The sequence below is a fragment of the Streptomyces sp. NPDC058008 genome, assembly GCF_042886395.1.
Taxonomy (GTDB): domain Bacteria; phylum Actinomycetota; class Actinomycetes; order Streptomycetales; family Streptomycetaceae; genus Streptomyces.
In genome coordinates this window covers 58,225-73,649 of sequence record NZ_JBHVQX010000002.1, presented here as the reverse complement: position 1 = coordinate 73,649, position 15,425 = coordinate 58,225, and the positions used below count along the sequence as shown (strand labels likewise).

Below are 15,425 nucleotides of genomic sequence, written 5' to 3'. Positions count from 1 at the left end.
CGGAGACGGGCGACCGGGGGCGGCGGGCAGGGCCCGCCGCCCCTTCGCCGTCCCTACGGCTTGGGCAGTGCGCAGCCCGTCCGGTTCAGGTCTATCTGGCTGCCGGTGCCGATGCACGGCACGATGCCGTAGGTCTGCTGGGCGTAGTTGATGCCCTTGCGCACGGTCACGGTGCCGTTCTCGTCCACCTCGCACGGGTTGTTGTCCGTGCAGCGCTGCCCGTCCTCGTTGCCGGTGTTGTTGACGGCGACGACCTTGCCCGTCGCGTCGCTGATCACCGGGGACCCGGACGTGCCGCCGATGGTCTGGCAGGCGGAGGTGTAGCGGACCGAGTCCTTCCAGGTCCAGGAGCCCTCCTTGAGGCGGTAGGCGAACCCGTCGACGGCACAGCTGTAGGTGCGCTTCCAGTAGCCGGACGCGACCGTGATCGCCGTCCCCTTCACCGGGTGGGCGGAGTCGAGCTCCAGGGCCTTGATGCCGTAGGAGCTCTCGATCTGGGCGTAGGTGCTGGTCAGCTGGTACAGCGAGACGTCGGTGTCCGTCATCGTCCCGTACGCGATCTTGGAGGCCCGCAGGGTGCCCACACCGGTGCCCGCCGCGTTGAGCAGGGTGAAGCTGCGGGTCGACGCCCGGTTGAGCACGACCGCGCCCGGGGCCGGGAAGCCGGTCTCCAGGCAGTGCCCGTTGGACATGACGAGCGCGGGATCGCCGGGCAGCGACGAGGCCGTCCGTACCACCGAACCGGAGCAGTTGCTGAGCGCGACCGTGCCGGCGAAGGTGACGGCCTTGGCGCGGACTCCGGCCGCGTCCGGGCTCGTGGCCGTGGACGCGGCGGCGGGTGCGACACCCGCGCCGAGGAGCAGCACGGAAAGAAGTGCGCCGACGAGAGGCTTGTTCATGTGGGGAGTCCCCTCCAGAGGTGCCCGTGACCGGAGTTCTTCCGGTTTTTGACATGCGCATGCTTCCGTATCGACCGGAGGGCGACAAGGGGCTGATTCAAGCCGTCGGCACGGGCCGGGCGAGGGGGCGCGGCGGGCCGGCCGTCCGGCGGCGGGAGCGTCCGGTCCGGGCCGCCGCCGTCCACGAGGAGGCGTCCGCGCCGGACCGGACCCGTCCGCCCGCGCCGGACCGCGAGGGAGGCGGCCTTCAGGGCACCCGGCCCGCCCGCCGGCCCGCCGCGCGGCCCGGGCCGAGGGCGGCCGGCCCCGTCCGCGCCTTCCCGGCCGCCGGCCGCCCGAGGAGGACCCCCGCCAGCACCAGGGCCAGGCCGAGGAACTGACGGGCCGTGAGGACCTCGCCCGCCAGCAGCGTCCCCAGCAGCACCCCGGTCACCGGGTTGAGCAGGCCCACCAGGCCGACCGTCGCGGCGGGCAGGTGCCGCAGACCGGCGAACCAGGCCGCGAAGGCCAGCGCCGTCGCCACCACGGCGACGTAGCCGAAGCCCAGGAGGGCCGGTCCGTCCAGAGGGGGCGGCGCACCCTCGACGAGTACGGCGAACGGCAGCAGCAACAGCCCTCCGGCGATCAACTGCCAGGCCGTGGAGGCGAGTGCGTCGACCTCTCCGCCCCACCGCTTGGCGAGGACGTACCCGAGGGACGACAGGAGCATGGCCGCCACGGAGGCCGCCACCCCGCCGGGCGACGCGGACGCCGTACCGCTGAGCAGCATGAGGGCGACTCCCCCGGCACCGAGCACCGCCCCGGCCAGGTGCCGCGCCCGCGGCCGTTCCGCGACGAGCCCCCAGGCGACCGCCATCATCACCATCGGCGAGGTGGCCATGACCGTCGAGGCCAGGCTGGTCGGGAGCGTCTGGGCCGCGATGTAGACGAGGGCGAAGAAGAGGCCCGCGTTGAGCAGGCCGAGCACGGCACTGCGCCACCACCACGAGCCGCGCGGCAGCCGCCTGCGGACCGCCAGGAGCAGCAGACCCGCCGGGAGAGCCCTGATCGCGGCGCCGTAGAGGGGGTCGCCGGCGGGCAGATAGGCGTGGGTGACGAAGTAGTTCGTGCCCCAGGAGACCGGAGCCACAGCCGTGACGAGCGTCCAGCGAAGATTAGCTTCCATGGAAGCTAATGTATCTTCCCTGGAAGCTATAGTGGGGGGATGCAGGAGATTCCCGGGGAACCGCTGGACCACGTGGCACGCATCCAGGCCGAGTGGGCCCGGGAGCGCCCGGATGTCGACGTGGGCCCCCAGGCCGTGATCGGACGGCTCCACCGACTGGGGGCCCTGCTCACCGAGCAGTTGTGCACCGTGTACCGCCGGCACGGCCTGAGCGAGGGCGAGTTCGACGTGCTCGCGGCGCTGCGCCGCGCGGGCGAGCCCTACGAGCGCGCCCCGGGTGAGCTCGCGGCGCGCACCATGGTCACGACGGGCGCCATGACGAAGCGGATCGACCGCCTGGAGCGCGACGGCCTCGTGACGCGCCGCCGGTCGGCGGCCGACGGCCGGGGGCGGGTCGTCGCGCTCACCCCGGCGGGACGGGACCTGATCGACGAGGCGTTCGCCGCCCACATGCGGAACGAACGCCGCCTGCTGGACGCCCTGTCCCCGGAGGAGGCCGCCGGGCTGGAGCGGCTGCTGACCGTCTGGCTGGCCCGGGTCGAGCCGCCCCGGCCGGGCGCCTGACACCGGGAGGAGCGGGCGGCCCCCACCGGGAGGGCCCGGCCACCCGGCGGCGGACGGCCCCGCCCCCGCGCCTCCGGTGCGCACGGGACGGAGGAAATCCCGTGCGCTGTCTGCGTACTGTCGGGGTATGACACTCGACCTCGACGCCTACTTCGCCCGCATCGGCTGGTCCGGTGAGCGCCGCCCCACCGTGGAGGTGCTGCGGTCCGTGCACCGCGCCCACATGCTGGGCATCCCGTTCGAGAATCTGGAACCCGTCCTCGGCAGCGCCCCCTCCCTCGCCCTCCCGGACCTGGAGGAGAAGCTCGTCCGCAGCGAGCGCGGCGGGTACTGCTACGAGCACAACACCCTCCTCACCGCCGTCCTGACGCAGCTCGGATTCCGGGTGACGCTGCTGACCGCGCGGGTGGTGGTGGGCGCCGCGCCCGGTGACATCAGGCCCCGTACGCACATGCTGATGCAGGTGCACGCCGAGGGTGAGTCCACCCCCTGGCTGGCCGACGTCGGCTTCGGTTCGCAGGGCGCGCTGCTGGAGCCGATCCCCCTGGCGGTGGACGCCGAGCTGCTCGACACCCCGCGACGCCACCGCCTCGTGCACGCCCCGCACGACGGGCCGCTGGAGATGTGGGAGCTCCAGACGGACAAGGGCGGCTACTGGGAACCGCAGTACGAGTTCACCCTGGAGCCGTTCGAGGCCCCGGACTACGAGGTCATCAACTGGCACATCGCCACCCACCCGCGCTCACCGTTCCGGCGGACGGTCCACGTCCAGCGCACCCTGCCGGGTCTGCACCGGGCCCTGTCCGGGCGGACGCTGGTGGAGACCGCCGACGACGGCACGGTGGTGGAGCGGGAGCTGGGCGGCCGGGCCGAGGTGCTGCGCGTGCTCGCCGAGGACTTCGGCGTACGCCTCCCCGAGGACACCGTCCTGCCGGACTGACCGGCGCGCGCCCGCCGCCGGAGGCGGTCCCGGGGACCGGGTCCGCCCCGGCGCGTGGCGCATCTCACCCGGCCGCGCGGCCGACGCCCGCATTCCAAGCCGCGGCGCCGCCGCGACCGGCCGTTCCCACGGCGGGCGGCCGGGGCGGCATGCCGATGGAAGACCCGGCGCGCCGCCACACGTCCCCGTTGGGAGCAACCGGCACGCGAACCGGGAGCACCGTCCGAAACACGGTCGTAAGCTCGCTGACATGCAGGTCATCCAGTCCACGAAGCTCTCCGGCGTCTGTTACGAAATCCGCGGCCCCGTGCTGGAGGAAGCGATGCGGCTCGAAGCCGCGGGTCATCGCATCCTCAAGCTCAACACGGGCAACCCGGCGGCGTTCGGCTTCGAGTGCCCGCCCGAGATCCTCGAGGACATCCTCCGCAACCTCTCGGGCGCCCACGGCTACGGCGACGCGAAGGGCCTGCTGTCGGCGCGCCGCGCGGTGATGCAGCACTACCAGACCAAGGGGATCGAGCTGGACGTCGAGGACGTCTACCTCGGCAACGGCGTCTCCGAGCTGATCCAGATGTCGATGCAGGCGCTGCTCGACGACGGCGACGAGGTGCTCGTCCCCGCCCCGGACTACCCCCTGTGGACGGCCTCGGTCTCGCTGGCCGGCGGCACGGCCGTGCACTACCGGTGCGACGAGCAGGCCGACTGGATGCCGGACCTCGCCGACATCGAGCGGAAGATCACCGACCGCACCAAGGCCCTGGTGATCATCAACCCGAACAACCCGACCGGCGCGGTCTACGACGACGAGATGCTGCGCGGGCTGACCGAGATCGCCCGGCGCCACAACCTGGTCGTCTGCTCCGACGAGATCTACGACCGGATCCTGTACGACGGCGCGACGCACACCCCGACCGCGGCCATCGCCCCGGATCTGATGGTGCTCACCTTCAACGGGCTCTCCAAGAACTACCGGATCGCGGGTTACCGCTCCGGCTGGATGGCGGTCTGCGGGCCGAAGGCGCACGCCTCCTCGTACATCGAGGGCCTGACGATCCTGGCCAACATGCGCCTGTGCGCCAACATGCCCGCGCAGCACGCGGTGGCCACCGCGCTCGGCGGACGGCAGTCGATCAACGAGCTGGTGCTGCCCGGCGGGCGGATCCTGGAGCAGCGGGACGTGGCGTACGACCTGCTGACGCAGATCCCCGGGGTGACCTGTGTGAAGCCGAAGGGCGCGCTGTACCTCTTCCCGAGGCTCGATCCCAAGGTCTTCAAGATCAAGGACGACCGGCAGATGGTGCTCGACCTGCTGCGGGCCGAGAAGATCATGGTGGTGCAGGGCACGGGCTTCAACTGGCCGGAACCCGATCACTTCCGGGTGGTCACCCTGCCGCCGGCGAAGGACCTGACCGACGCGGTGACGCGGATCGGCAACTTCCTGGACGGCTACAGCCAGCCCTGAGCGGCCACACACCTCCGGATCGAACACAACATTAGACTCAATCTAAGATAGGATGGCCTTACTGATACGCCAGGAGGCCACCCATGTACGAGCCGATCCGCACCAAGTCGGTCCACACATCGGCCGACAACGCCGATTTCCCGCACCGCAGCCGTGAGGACGAGCTGGACATCCAGCTCGCCGGCCATCTCGCGGCACTGCTCGCCGTCACCGACGAGCTGGGCCTGTCCGCCATGGGCGACCGCATCGCCGGGCAGGTGGCCCGGCTCCGCACCGCGCCGCCCGCCCGCCACGCGGGGCGCAGCGAGGCACCCCCGGCCGCCCTGCACCGGCGCGCCCACGCCCTGGCCGGCCGCGTCCTCGTGGTGGCCGCGTCCCGCGCCGACACCGCCGTGGCGATCCTCGCGGCCGAGGCCATGGACGCCCACACCGCTGCCCTGTCCGCCCCCGCGGCGCCGGCCCTCCTGGCCGGCGCCCGCTGACGGCTCCGGCCCACGGGTCACGGGGACGCGTGGACCGGGTGCCACGCGCGAGCCGGGCCCGCGCGGCAGCGCTCCCCCTCGCACTCACCCCTCGGCGCCGGGGCGGATGTGGAGTTCATGTGCGCGAGTTGTCGGCGATGCATGGACGTTCCCGCCGAAATGGGGCGGAGCGCCGCACGAAAGGGTCTCCTGGGAACCAGCGGCACCCGGAACCATGAGGGGGCTCCGGGTGCCGTGCCGCGGCGGGCCGTCGGCCCCACAGGTCAGGGCGGATGCCACGAGGCCCGGCCGCGGGGCCGGGAGGAGGGTCAGCCCAGGCGCTGGACCAGTGCGCGGTACTCGTCCCACAGTTCCTGCGGCGTGTGGTCGCCGAAGGTGTTCAGGTGCTCGGGGATGAGCGCCGCCTCCTCGCGCCAGACCTCCTTGTCGACGTCGAGCAGGAAGTCGAGGTCGGACTCGGAGAGTTCGAGGCCCTCGGTGTCCAGGGAGCCCTTGGCCGGCAGGACGCCGATCGGGGTGTCGACGCCCTCGGCGGTTCCCTCCAGGCGCTCGACGATCCACTTGAGGACCCGGCTGTTCTCGCCGAAGCCGGGCCAGACGAACGAGCCCGCCGCGTTCTTGCGGAACCAGTTCACGTAGTAGATCTTCGGCAGCTTGGACCGGTCCGCCTTGTCGGCGCCGACCTCGATCCAGTGCTTCATGTAGTCGCCCATGTTGTAGCCGCAGAACGGCAGCATGGCGAACGGGTCGCGGCGCAGCTCGCCGACCCTGCCCTCGGCGGCGGCGGTCTTCTCGGAGGCCACGTTGGCGCCGAGGAAGACACCGTGCTGCCAGCTGAACGACTCGGTGACCAGCGGGACGGCGGAGGCGCGGCGGCCTCCGAAGAGGATGGCCGAGATCGGCACGCCCTTCGGGTCCTCCCACTCCGGCGCGATGATCGGGCACTGGCCGGCGGGAACGGTGAAGCGGGCGTTGGGGTGGGCGGCGGGCGTACCGGACGCGGGGGTCCAGTCGTTGCCCTTCCAGTCCGTGAGGTGCGCGGGCGGCTCCTCGGTCATGCCCTCCCACCACACGTCGCCGTCGTCGGTGAGCGCGACGTTGGTGAAGACGGAGTTGCCCCACATGGTCTTCATGGCGTTGGCGTTGGTGTGCTCACCGGTGCCGGGGGCCACCCCGAAGAAGCCGGCCTCGGGGTTGATCGCGTACAGCTGGCCGTCCTCGCCGAAGCGCATCCAGGCGATGTCGTCGCCGATGGTCTCGACGGTCCAGCCGGGGATCGTGGGCTCCAGCATGGCCAGGTTGGTCTTGCCGCAGGCGCTCGGGAACGCGGCGGCGACGTACGTGCTCCTCCCGCGCGGCGGGGTGAGCTTCAGGATCAGCATGTGCTCGGCGAGCCAGCCCTCGTCGCGGGCCATGACGGAGGCGATGCGCAGCGCGTAGCACTTCTTGCCGAGCAGGGCGTTGCCGCCGTAGCCCGAGCCGTAGGACCAGATCTCGCGGTCCTCGGGGAAGTGCGAGATGTACTTGGTGGAGTTGCAGGGCCACGGCACGTCCGCCTCGCCCTCGGCCAGCGGGGCACCGAGGGTGTGGACGGCCTTGACGAAGAAGCCGTCGGTGCCGAGCTCGTCCAGGACCTCGCGGCCCATGCGCGTCATCGTGCGCATGGAGACGGCGACGTACGCGGAGTCGGTGATCTCGACACCGATCGCGGAGAGCGGCGAGCCGACGGGGCCCATGCAGAAGGGGACGACGTACATCGTGCGGCCGCGCATGGAGCCGCGGAAGACGCCGTCCCGCCCCGCGAAGATCTCCCGCATCTCGGCGGGGGCCTTCCAGTGGTTGGTCGGGCCCGCGTCCTCCTCCTTCTCGGAGCAGATGAAGGTGCGGTCCTCGACGCGGGCGACATCGCTCGGGTCCGAGGCGGCGTAGTACGAGTTGGGCCGCTTGACCGGGTCCAGCGCCGTGAACGTGCCCTTGGCGACGAGCTCCCCGCACAGGCGCTCGTACTCGGCCTCGGTGCCGTCGCACCAGACCACTCGGTCGGGCTGGGTGAGGGCGGCGATCTCGTCCACCCAGGAGAGGAGCTCCTGGTGCCGAGTGGGAAGGGTGAGGGGAGCAGCGATGTCTCGCGCCACGATCGCTCCTAGTCGAGAGGGTGTGTTGTCCGGCCCCGTGGGGGCTGCGACCCGGATGCTGACCCCTTCGAAATCCCCTGGCGCTCATCCGGTGCCGACCGCACTCATTTGATCATCCGACGCGTGCGCCCATATGTCCAGAGGGCCGCACACGTGAGCATCGCCACTCGGAACGGTTACCTACGGAAGCGTAGGTAGCATGGCGTCCATGACTTCTGCCGCCGCGTCCGGACCTGTCGAACTGGACGACCCCGTCCCCGTGAAACCGCGGATGCGCGGCTGGCTGCACGCCGGGATGTTCCCCGCGGTGCTCATCGCGGGCATCACCCTGATCGTCCTGGCGGACAGCACGCGCGCCCGGGTGGCCTGCGCCGTCTACATACTCACGGCCTGCCTGCTGTTCGGTGTGAGCGCCGTCTACCACCGGGGCACCTGGGGCCCGCGGGGCGAGGCCGTGCTGCGCAGGCTGGACCACGCGAACATCTTCCTGATCATCGCGGGCACCTACACCCCGCTGACGCTCCTCCTCCTGCCCGAGGCCACCGGGCGCCCGCTCATGTGGGCGGTCTGGGGCGCGGCGGCGGCGGGCATCGCCTTCCGCGTCTTCTGGGTCGGCGCCCCGCGCTGGCTCTACACCCCGTGCTACATCGCCATGGGCTGGGCCGCGGTCTTCTTCCTGCCGGACTTCATGCGCACCGGCGGCATCGCGGTGCTGGTCCTGGTCGTGGTCGGCGGGCTGCTCTACAGCGCGGGCGGCGTCATCTACGGCCTGAAGCGGCCGAACCCGTCCCCGCGCTGGTTCGGGTTCCACGAGGTGTTCCACTCGCTGACGCTGGCCGCGTTCGTCGTGCACTACGTCGGCATCTCGCTCGTCGCCTACCAGCAGTGACCCGGCCGCGAACGCGGTGAAGGGCCCGGCCGTCCGACGGCCGGGCCCTTCGCCGTACCGCTCGCGGCCTCAGCCGGTCAGCTTCGCGGCCAGCTCCCCGGCGTCGGTCGTCGGCGCGTCGCACACGAAGTGCCGGCAGACGTACGCGGCCGGAGCGCCGCCCACCGGCGGCCGGCCGGCCAGCAGCGGGAACTCCGCGCCCGCGTCCGGGCCCTCGCCCGCCGCGACGACCGCGCCGGGTGCCTGCCCCAGCAAGGCCGTGCGGTGCAGCTCCCCGGCGACCGGACCGGCCACCGCGACCTCGCGCGGGCCGTCCAGCAGCGCCTCGGCGACCGCCAGTCCCCAGCCGGTGAACCGGGGCGCCTTCGGGCCCAGTGCCCCGACGATCCCGAGGGCGCCCTCGGCCGCCGTCCGGTGCGCCTCGGAGCCGGTGTGCGCGGCGTAGGAGAGCAGCGCGCCCGCGGCGGCGGTCCAGCCGGCCGGGGTCGCGTTGTCGGTGGGGTCCTGCGGGCGCCGGATCAGCCGCTCGGCGTCGTCGGCGGTGTCGAAGAGCTGCCCGTTCTCCCCGCCGAAGTGCTCCAGCACGATGTCCAGCAGGAAGCCCGCGAACTCCAGCCAGGTGCCCTCGCCGGTGACGGAGGCCAGCGCGAGGAACCCCTCGGCGACGTCGCCGTAGTCCTCCAGGACCCCGGCGCTGTCCCCGGCCCGCCCGTCCTTCGACGTGCGGCAGAGCCGGGCCGCATCGCCCATGTGCAGCCGCACCAGCAGGTCCGCGGCCTCGGTGGCCCGCTCGACGAGGTCCGGGCGGTCGAAGTAGGCCCCCGTCTCGGCGAGCGCGGCGATCGCCAGTCCGTTCCAGGCGGCGACGATCTTGTCGTCGCGCTCGGGCCGGACCCGCAGCTCACGCGCCGCGAACAGCCGTTCCCGCACCCCGGCGATCCGCTCGGCGTCGCCGGGTTCCGTCTCCCCGGTCCGCGCGAGCCGCAGCACGGAGGAGCCCTCCTCGAAGGTGCCCTCCTCGGTCACCCCGTAGTACGCGGCGGCGAAGGCTCCGTCCTCCTCGCCCAGCACCTCGCGCAGCTGCGCGGGCGTCCAGACGTAGAACGCGCCCTCGACGTGCCGCCCCTGCCCGTCGTCGCTGTCGGCGTCCAGCGCGGAGGCGAAACCGCCCTCGGCGGTCCGCAGCTCACGCACCATGAAGTCGGCGGTGTCCAGGGCCACCCGGCGGGCCAGGTCCGAGCCGGTGGCCCGCCACAGATGGGCGTACACCCGGCACAGCAGCGCGTTGTCGTACAGCATCTTCTCGAAGTGCGGCACGACCCACTCCCGGTCCACGGAGTAGCGGGCGAAGCCGCCCCCGAGCTGGTCGTGGATCCCGCCGCGCGCCATGGCCGCACAGCTGTCGGCGGCCATCTGCAGGGCGCCCTCGGAGCCCGTACGGGCGTAGTGGCGCAGCAGGAACTCGATGACCATGGACGGCGGGAACTTGGGCGCGCCGCCGAAACCGCCGTGCTTCTCGTCGTAGTCACGGGTCAGCCGCAGCAGGGCCTGCGCCAGCTCGGCCTCGCCCGGCAGGCTCCCCTCGGCCGCGGCCAGGGAGCGGCCCGCGAGGTCGCGGACGATGCGCCCGGCCACCTCCGCCACCTCCTCGCGCCGGTCGGTCCAGGCGGCCACGACGCCTTCGAGCACCTGGTGGAAGGAGGGCATGCCGTGGCGGGGCTCGGGCGGGAAGTAGGTGCCGAAGTAGAAGGGTTCGGCCGCCGCGGTCAGGAAGACGGTCATCGGCCACCCGCCCTGACCGGTCGCGGCCTGCACGGCCTCCATGTACACGGCGTCGACGTCGGGCCGCTCCTCCCGGTCGACCTTGACCGGGACGAAGTGCGCGTTGAGGTAGTCGGCGAGGGCCGGGTCCTCGAACGACTCGTGGGCCATGACGTGGCACCAGTGGCAGGCGGCGTAGCCGACCGACAGCAGAACGGGTACATCGCGCCGTTCCGCTTCCTCGAACGCCTCAGGTCCCCACGGCCACCAGTCGACCGGATTGTCGGCATGCTGAAGCAGATAAGGCGAGGTCACACCAGCCAACCGGTTCATACGCCCCAGCCTCTCACAGCGTCTGCCGCGACCGGTGAAACACTGACGCGCCCGCCTCACTTGGCCGAATTGCACGTAGGCGCCATGACGCGGCGGGCGGCTCCTCCCCTTCCGGACCGGGCAGCCCGGCACCTCGGAACAGTAGGCTTGGCGCAGCAGCGCCGGACCTGCCGAGGCCTCTCGAAGGAGGTACACCATGACCGCCGAGATGGTGGCGCCCGCGTGGATGCACACGCAGATCAGCGCGGAGCAGTACGACTCCTGGTCCGAGGAGCAGTGCGCCGGCATCGAGATCGTGGACGGGATGGTCGTCGTGAGCCCGAGCGCCTCCAAGCGCCACAACCGGCCGGCCCGCATCCTGGCCAACGCCCTGGACGCCGCCGCAGGCCCGGACTGGAACGCCGACACCGACTTCGACGTCCGCCTGCAGGACGTCCCCCTCACCAACCGCCGCCCGGACGTCATCGTCTACCGGGCAGAAACCATCGACCTCACGCCCACCCGTCCCGAGCACGTACTCCTGGTCGTCGAGGTCGTGTCGCCCGGCTCGGAGACCACCGACCGGATCGTGAAGGTGGACCAGTACGCCAAGGCGGGCATCCCCTTCTACTGGCGCCTTGAACAGGCCGCCACCGGGGTCCCGATCGTCTACACCTACGTCCTCGACCCCGCCACCAAGGCCTACCGGGACGGCGAGATGTTCACCGGCACGGTGAAGGCCACCGCGCCTTTCCCCATCACGGTCGATCTCGGGATCGTGTAAGGACCGAGAAGCCGCCCCGCCGGCGAAGCCTGACCGTCAGTGCCACGGCGCGGCTTTCGAGTTCGGCACGTCCACTCGCTCGGGGGACACCGGTCGACGGGTCCTCGGCGTGCTGCGGTACCGCCCTCCGGGCGCACCGGCGTCGGGTGGGGAACACCGGCCGGCGGACAGCCCGGCGCGCCCCGGGGCGCCTCGCGCCGTGGCCGGCTCTCCCGGCCGGGTGCGATCCGCTCCACGGGGGCGGCGCAGGGCGCCCCGATCCGGTGCCGGACACCGACCGGTCAGGGCCGCCCCGCTCGCCCGAACCGCGTTCCGGCCGCCGCCCGGTCGGGTGACGCGCAGCGTTCTCCCGACGGCCGACCGCCTCGCTCCCTCGCGCTGACGGGCCGTACGCAGGACACTGGGGGCTCGTGACAGCCGGACGGATCGAAGTCGCTGGAACCTAGGGGGACGCATGCGGGACAGCCATCGGGCGGAAGCCGAACGGCTGTTGGTACGTGCCGTGGAGGAAGAGGCACGCAGGACAGGGGGCCGGACGGACTCCGGCGTACTGCTGGCGCGTGCGCGGGGCGCACTCGACACCATGGCGTCGGGCGCGGCCGACGAGTACGCCGCCTACACCCGGGCGCTCGACGCCGCGGGGGCCGGCCAGCAGCCGCTGTCGGCGAGATTCAGCCGGGCGACGCTGGGAACACCGCTGCTGGTGACGGGCGTTGCCGCCGCCGCCGCGTTCGGGGCGGACCTGGCACTCGGCACCGCGACGGGCCTGGCCCTGGGCGCGGGCGCGGTGGTCGCCGTCGCGGGGACCACGGCGACGATGGCCCGGGTGACCGCCTCGCACTGGCCCGCCGCCCATCGCAGGGCGGGCGAGCGGAACCAGCCGGGCGGGCCGGAGCAGCTGCGGCTGGAGTGGCTGACGGCACTGGAGGTGCGGGGCATCCGCCCGTTCCTCGACCAGCAGCGGATGCTGACCGCCTCCGCGCGCCCGCCGAAGAAGGCGAGCGCCTCGGTGGTGGCGCAACTGCGCGGCGGGGACCGCAGCGCGGCAGCCCGCACCCGCTCACTCCTCGAACAGTCCTTCGGTCATCTGCCCGCCGCGGAGGGCCCGTTCGCGGGGCGCCGCGGTGAACTGGCCCAGATCGCCCAGTGGGTGCACGCCGCACGCGCCGCGACGGAGACCAGGCCGACCGTCGTCGTGCTGCACGGCACGCCGGGCGCCGGGCGCACCGCGCTCGCCGTGCGGGCGGCGCACGCGCTCAAGGACCAGTTCCGCGGCGCGTGCGTGGTCGACCTGCGCGGCGAGGTGGCAGGGGAGACCCCGCTGTCGACCCGGGACGCCCTGCTGCACCTGCTCAACCGGCTGGGGGCACCGCGCGAACAGCTGCTCTTCAGGGAGAGGTCCTCCGCCGAACAGCAGGTGCGGCGCCTGAGCGACCTCTACCACCAGCATCTGACGGGCACGCCGGTCACGATCGTCCTGGACGACGCCACCGACGCCGCCCAGGTCCGCACGCTCGTGCCCGAGCGCTCCGACAGCCTGGTCCTCGTCACCGCCCGCGAACCCCTCGACCTGCCCGACGACATCCCGGCACGGGTCCACCACCTCGCTGTCGGGGGTCTGGACGCGGCGGGCGCCGAGGAGTTGCTGCGCGAGTCCGCCGAGGACGAGGAGGGCGGCCCGTACGACTACCCCTCGACCGACAGCGTCGTGGAGCTGTGCGGCGCGCTGCCGCTCGCCCTGCGTGTCGCGGGCTCCTCGCTCGGCGCGCGCACCCGTGCCGAACTCGCCTCCGCGCTCGGGGCGTACGGCCCGGTGGGCCCCGTCGAGCGCGCCCTGTGGCTGCGCTACACGGACCAGCCGGAGCAGGCCCGCACGCTGCTGCGGCGGCTCGCCCTCGCCGGACGTTCCAGCCTCGGGGCCGCGGCGGCGGCCTCGCTGCTGTCCTCCGACGAGCAGGAGGCCGGCCGCCTGCTGGACGCCCTGGCCCGCGCCGGGCTCCTCGTCCACGTACGGGGCGCCCGCTACCGGCTGCACGACCTCGTACGGGACTTCGCCCTGGCGCGGCTGCTGGACGAGGAGCCGGCGGCCGAGCGTACGGCCGCGCAGGAACGCCTCATCCAGAACTACGCGGAGCTCGCCGACGCGGTGATCCGCATGGTGGACGGCAAGATGTCCACCCGCGCCGGGCAGTTCGGCTCGCACGGCTTCAGCTCGCTGGACTCCGCCCTGCGCTGGCTGGACGACGAGTCCAGCTTCATCACCGCGGCGCTGCGCCACACGGAGGGCGTCGACCAGCGGGCCGTGCTCCATCTGCTGGGCGCCCTGTGCGACTACTGCCTGCTGCGCGGCGACCTCTACCGGCTCGGCGAGATCAGCGAGCTGACCCGCGCGGTCGACCAGGGGCTGCTGGAGCGGTCGGTCCAGTGGCGTACGGGCATCGCGGCCCGTCAGCTCGGGGAGCTCGACAAGGCCCGCACCACCCTGTCCTCCGTCGTCGGCCTCTACCGCGAGGCGCAGAACGACGCGGGCGCCGCCCTCGCGCTGTGCTCGCTCGGCATCACCCTGCACCACCAGGGCAATCTCACGGAGGCCTCGGCGCGGCTGCGGGAGGCGATCGCCCTCCAGGCGTCCCCGGAGCAGGCCGAGGACCGGGCCTGGTCGCTGCACGCCCTGGCCGCCGTCGAACGCGACCGCGCCAATCTCTCCGAGGCCCTGACCCTGCTGGACACCGCGCTGGCCCTGCACCGCGAGGGTGAGTCGCTGCACGGCGAGGCCTGGTCGCACTTCCAGCTCGGCCAGGTCTGCCTGCGGATGGGCGAGGTCGCCAGGGCCGAGGAGGAGCTGTCCACGGCGCTGGACCTGTACGGCCGCACCCGGGACGAGCGCGGGGAGGCGTGGGCCCTGACCCAGCTGGCCCGCGCCCGGCTGCTGGACGGCGACCCCGCGCCCGCGGTGGAGCAGCTCCGCGGCGCCCTCGCCCGGCACCGGGGCAACGAGGACGCCCGGGGCGAGGCGTGGACGCGCTACTACCTGGGGCAGGCGCTGGAGGAGGACGGCGACACCGACACGGCGGTACGGGAGCTGGAGCGGGCCCGCACGATGTTCTCCCGCATGCGGGACGTGTACGGACTGGCGTGCGCCCGCCACCACTCGGGGCGCGTGACCCGCGACCAGCGGGCCGCGCAGACGGGCAACCTGCGCAACTCCGGTTTCGCGCGGCAGCTCCTGGTGGACGCCAGGGCCGACTTCCGCCGCATCGGGGTCGCCCACGGCGAGGCGTGGACCTGCCTGGAGCTGGCGCTGATCGACGGCGGGAACGACCGCGCGGCGCAGGCGCTGGAGCTCTGCGGCGAGGCGGTCGCCCTGTTCGCCTCCTACGGCGACGTCCGGGGCGGCGACTGGGCGGCGTTCCTGCGGTGCACGCTGCTGCCGTACGCCTCACCGGGCGGCAGCGAGGTGGGCACGGCGGTGGCGCAGCAGGAACTCGCGGACCTGCTGGCGGCCGCCCACCCGCTGCGGGACGGCAAGCTGGAGGACTGCGCGGAGGCCTTCCGGGTGGTCCTCAACCGGGGCGTGGACCTGGACGACGGCTGGCAGGCCTGGCGCCTGGGCCTGACGCCGTCCCGGCACGCCCGCGAGGTGATGGGAGTGCCGGTGGGCGTACGGCCCTGAGCCGGCGCACCCGTGGGACGGCGGCCCCCCGGAACGGCCGGGTCACCCGGGGGCAAGGGCCGGAAGGGGCCGTCGCCGGCCCCGCCCCGTCAGCCCTTGCCCGAGGCGTTCGCCTTCGCCGTGCCGGAGGCGGCCGCCTCCGGCACGGCCTCGGTGGCCGTGCGCTCCGCCTTCGGGTCGGGCGCCTCCTCGAAGTCGACCTTGCCCATGTGGCGGTTCATCGACTTCATCAGGAGCCACACGCCGACGGCGAGTGCCGCGAAGACGAGGAAGCCGAGGACGCCGGGGGTCACCTTGTTCTTGTCGAGCTCATCGGCGGCGAGCGGAACGAGCTGCGTCAGTGCCTGGGTCGCGTACAT

12 protein-coding genes are annotated in these 15,425 nt (G+C 73.0%); 7 read left to right on the top strand and 5 right to left on the bottom strand.

Annotated elements, in window-relative coordinates:
- Nucleotides 1–53 precede the first annotated feature (53 nt).
- Together ACFVS9_RS02090 and ACFVS9_RS02085 are read right to left on the bottom strand one after the other, a co-directional pair.
- The gene (locus ACFVS9_RS02090) at nt 54–899 is read right to left on the bottom strand and encodes a serine protease (protein ID WP_389929511.1); all 846 of its coding nucleotides are present in this window, start codon (nt 897–899) and stop codon (nt 54–56) included.
- A gap of 247 nt (nt 900–1,146) precedes the next feature.
- Nucleotides 1,147–2,064 (bottom strand): EamA family transporter, encoded by a 918-nt coding sequence (locus ACFVS9_RS02085; protein ID WP_389929509.1) that lies wholly within the window; start codon nt 2,062–2,064, stop codon nt 1,147–1,149.
- A gap of 39 nt (nt 2,065–2,103) precedes the next feature.
- On the opposite strand from ACFVS9_RS02085, the gene ACFVS9_RS02080 reads away from it, so the two are divergent.
- From ACFVS9_RS02080 to ACFVS9_RS02065, 4 genes are all read left to right on the top strand, one after another.
- A complete protein-coding gene (locus tag ACFVS9_RS02080) occupies nt 2,104–2,628 on the top strand; it encodes a MarR family winged helix-turn-helix transcriptional regulator (protein ID WP_389929507.1) in 525 nt (174 codons plus the stop codon).
- A 127-nt stretch (nt 2,629–2,755) separates the two neighbouring features.
- Complete coding sequence (locus tag ACFVS9_RS02075) at nt 2,756–3,568, top strand: arylamine N-acetyltransferase (RefSeq protein ID WP_389929505.1); 813 nt, start codon at nt 2,756–2,758, stop codon at nt 3,566–3,568.
- A gap of 250 nt (nt 3,569–3,818) precedes the next feature.
- Nucleotides 3,819–5,030 carry a pyridoxal phosphate-dependent aminotransferase gene (locus ACFVS9_RS02070; protein ID WP_383115528.1) on the top strand — a complete coding sequence of 404 codons (1,212 nt, stop codon included), beginning with the start codon at nt 3,819–3,821 and terminating at the stop codon, nt 5,028–5,030.
- Between the two features lie 83 nt (nt 5,031–5,113).
- Nucleotides 5,114–5,512, top strand: coding sequence for a hypothetical protein (locus ACFVS9_RS02065; RefSeq protein WP_389929503.1), 399 nt, complete (start codon nt 5,114–5,116; stop codon nt 5,510–5,512).
- A 308-nt stretch (nt 5,513–5,820) separates the two neighbouring features.
- Here ACFVS9_RS02065 and ACFVS9_RS02060 read toward each other — a convergent pair whose 3' ends face one another.
- Nucleotides 5,821–7,647 carry a phosphoenolpyruvate carboxykinase (GTP) gene (locus ACFVS9_RS02060; protein ID WP_389929501.1) on the bottom strand — a complete coding sequence of 609 codons (1,827 nt, stop codon included), beginning with the start codon at nt 7,645–7,647 and terminating at the stop codon, nt 5,821–5,823.
- Between the two features lie 208 nt (nt 7,648–7,855).
- On the opposite strand from ACFVS9_RS02060, the gene ACFVS9_RS02055 reads away from it, so the two are divergent.
- Nucleotides 7,856–8,536: a hemolysin III family protein gene (locus ACFVS9_RS02055; RefSeq protein WP_383115531.1), complete on the top strand. Its 681-nt coding sequence runs from the start codon at nt 7,856–7,858 to the stop codon at nt 8,534–8,536.
- 69 nt (nt 8,537–8,605) lie between these two features.
- On the opposite strand, the gene ACFVS9_RS02050 is transcribed toward ACFVS9_RS02055, so the two are convergent.
- Entirely contained in the window at nt 8,606–10,630 is a 2,025-nt protein-coding gene (locus tag ACFVS9_RS02050; protein WP_389929499.1) for a thioredoxin domain-containing protein, read from the bottom strand.
- Between the two features lie 196 nt (nt 10,631–10,826).
- Between ACFVS9_RS02050 and ACFVS9_RS02045 the strand changes: the two genes are divergently transcribed.
- Together ACFVS9_RS02045 and ACFVS9_RS02040 are read left to right on the top strand one after the other, a co-directional pair.
- Nucleotides 10,827–11,393: a Uma2 family endonuclease gene (locus ACFVS9_RS02045; protein WP_383115538.1), complete on the top strand. Its 567-nt coding sequence runs from the start codon at nt 10,827–10,829 to the stop codon at nt 11,391–11,393.
- Between the two features lie 454 nt (nt 11,394–11,847).
- Nucleotides 11,848–15,066: a tetratricopeptide repeat protein gene (locus tag ACFVS9_RS02040; RefSeq protein ID WP_389929497.1), complete on the top strand. Its 3,219-nt coding sequence runs from the start codon at nt 11,848–11,850 to the stop codon at nt 15,064–15,066.
- An 89-nt stretch (nt 15,067–15,155) separates the two neighbouring features.
- Here the strand turns inward: ACFVS9_RS02040 and ACFVS9_RS02035 are convergent, their stop codons facing one another.
- Nucleotides 15,156–15,425, bottom strand: coding sequence for a hypothetical protein (locus ACFVS9_RS02035; protein ID WP_383115540.1), 270 nt, complete (start codon nt 15,423–15,425; stop codon nt 15,156–15,158).

Excerpts from the sequence above, each read along its gene's own strand:
- ACFVS9_RS02035 (WP_383115540.1), bottom strand. The coding sequence starts at position 15,425 with ATGTACGCGACCCAGGCACTGACGCAGCTCGTTCCGCTCGCCGCCGAT.
- ACFVS9_RS02050 (WP_389929499.1), bottom strand. The coding sequence starts at position 10,630 with ATGAACCGGTTGGCTGGTGTGACCTCGCCTTATCTGCTTCAGCATGCC.
- ACFVS9_RS02080 (WP_389929507.1), top strand. The coding sequence starts at position 2,104 with ATGCAGGAGATTCCCGGGGAACCGCTGGACCACGTGGCACGCATCCAG.
- ACFVS9_RS02090 (WP_389929511.1), bottom strand. The coding sequence starts at position 899 with ATGAACAAGCCTCTCGTCGGCGCACTTCTTTCCGTGCTGCTCCTCGGC.
- ACFVS9_RS02085 (WP_389929509.1), bottom strand. The coding sequence starts at position 2,064 with ATGGAAGCTAATCTTCGCTGGACGCTCGTCACGGCTGTGGCTCCGGTC.
- ACFVS9_RS02055 (WP_383115531.1), top strand. The coding sequence starts at position 7,856 with ATGACTTCTGCCGCCGCGTCCGGACCTGTCGAACTGGACGACCCCGTC.
- ACFVS9_RS02070 (WP_383115528.1), top strand. The coding sequence starts at position 3,819 with ATGCAGGTCATCCAGTCCACGAAGCTCTCCGGCGTCTGTTACGAAATC.
- ACFVS9_RS02065 (WP_389929503.1), top strand. The coding sequence starts at position 5,114 with ATGTACGAGCCGATCCGCACCAAGTCGGTCCACACATCGGCCGACAAC.
- ACFVS9_RS02040 (WP_389929497.1), top strand. The coding sequence starts at position 11,848 with ATGCGGGACAGCCATCGGGCGGAAGCCGAACGGCTGTTGGTACGTGCC.
- ACFVS9_RS02045 (WP_383115538.1), top strand. The coding sequence starts at position 10,827 with ATGACCGCCGAGATGGTGGCGCCCGCGTGGATGCACACGCAGATCAGC.
- ACFVS9_RS02075 (WP_389929505.1), top strand. The coding sequence starts at position 2,756 with ATGACACTCGACCTCGACGCCTACTTCGCCCGCATCGGCTGGTCCGGT.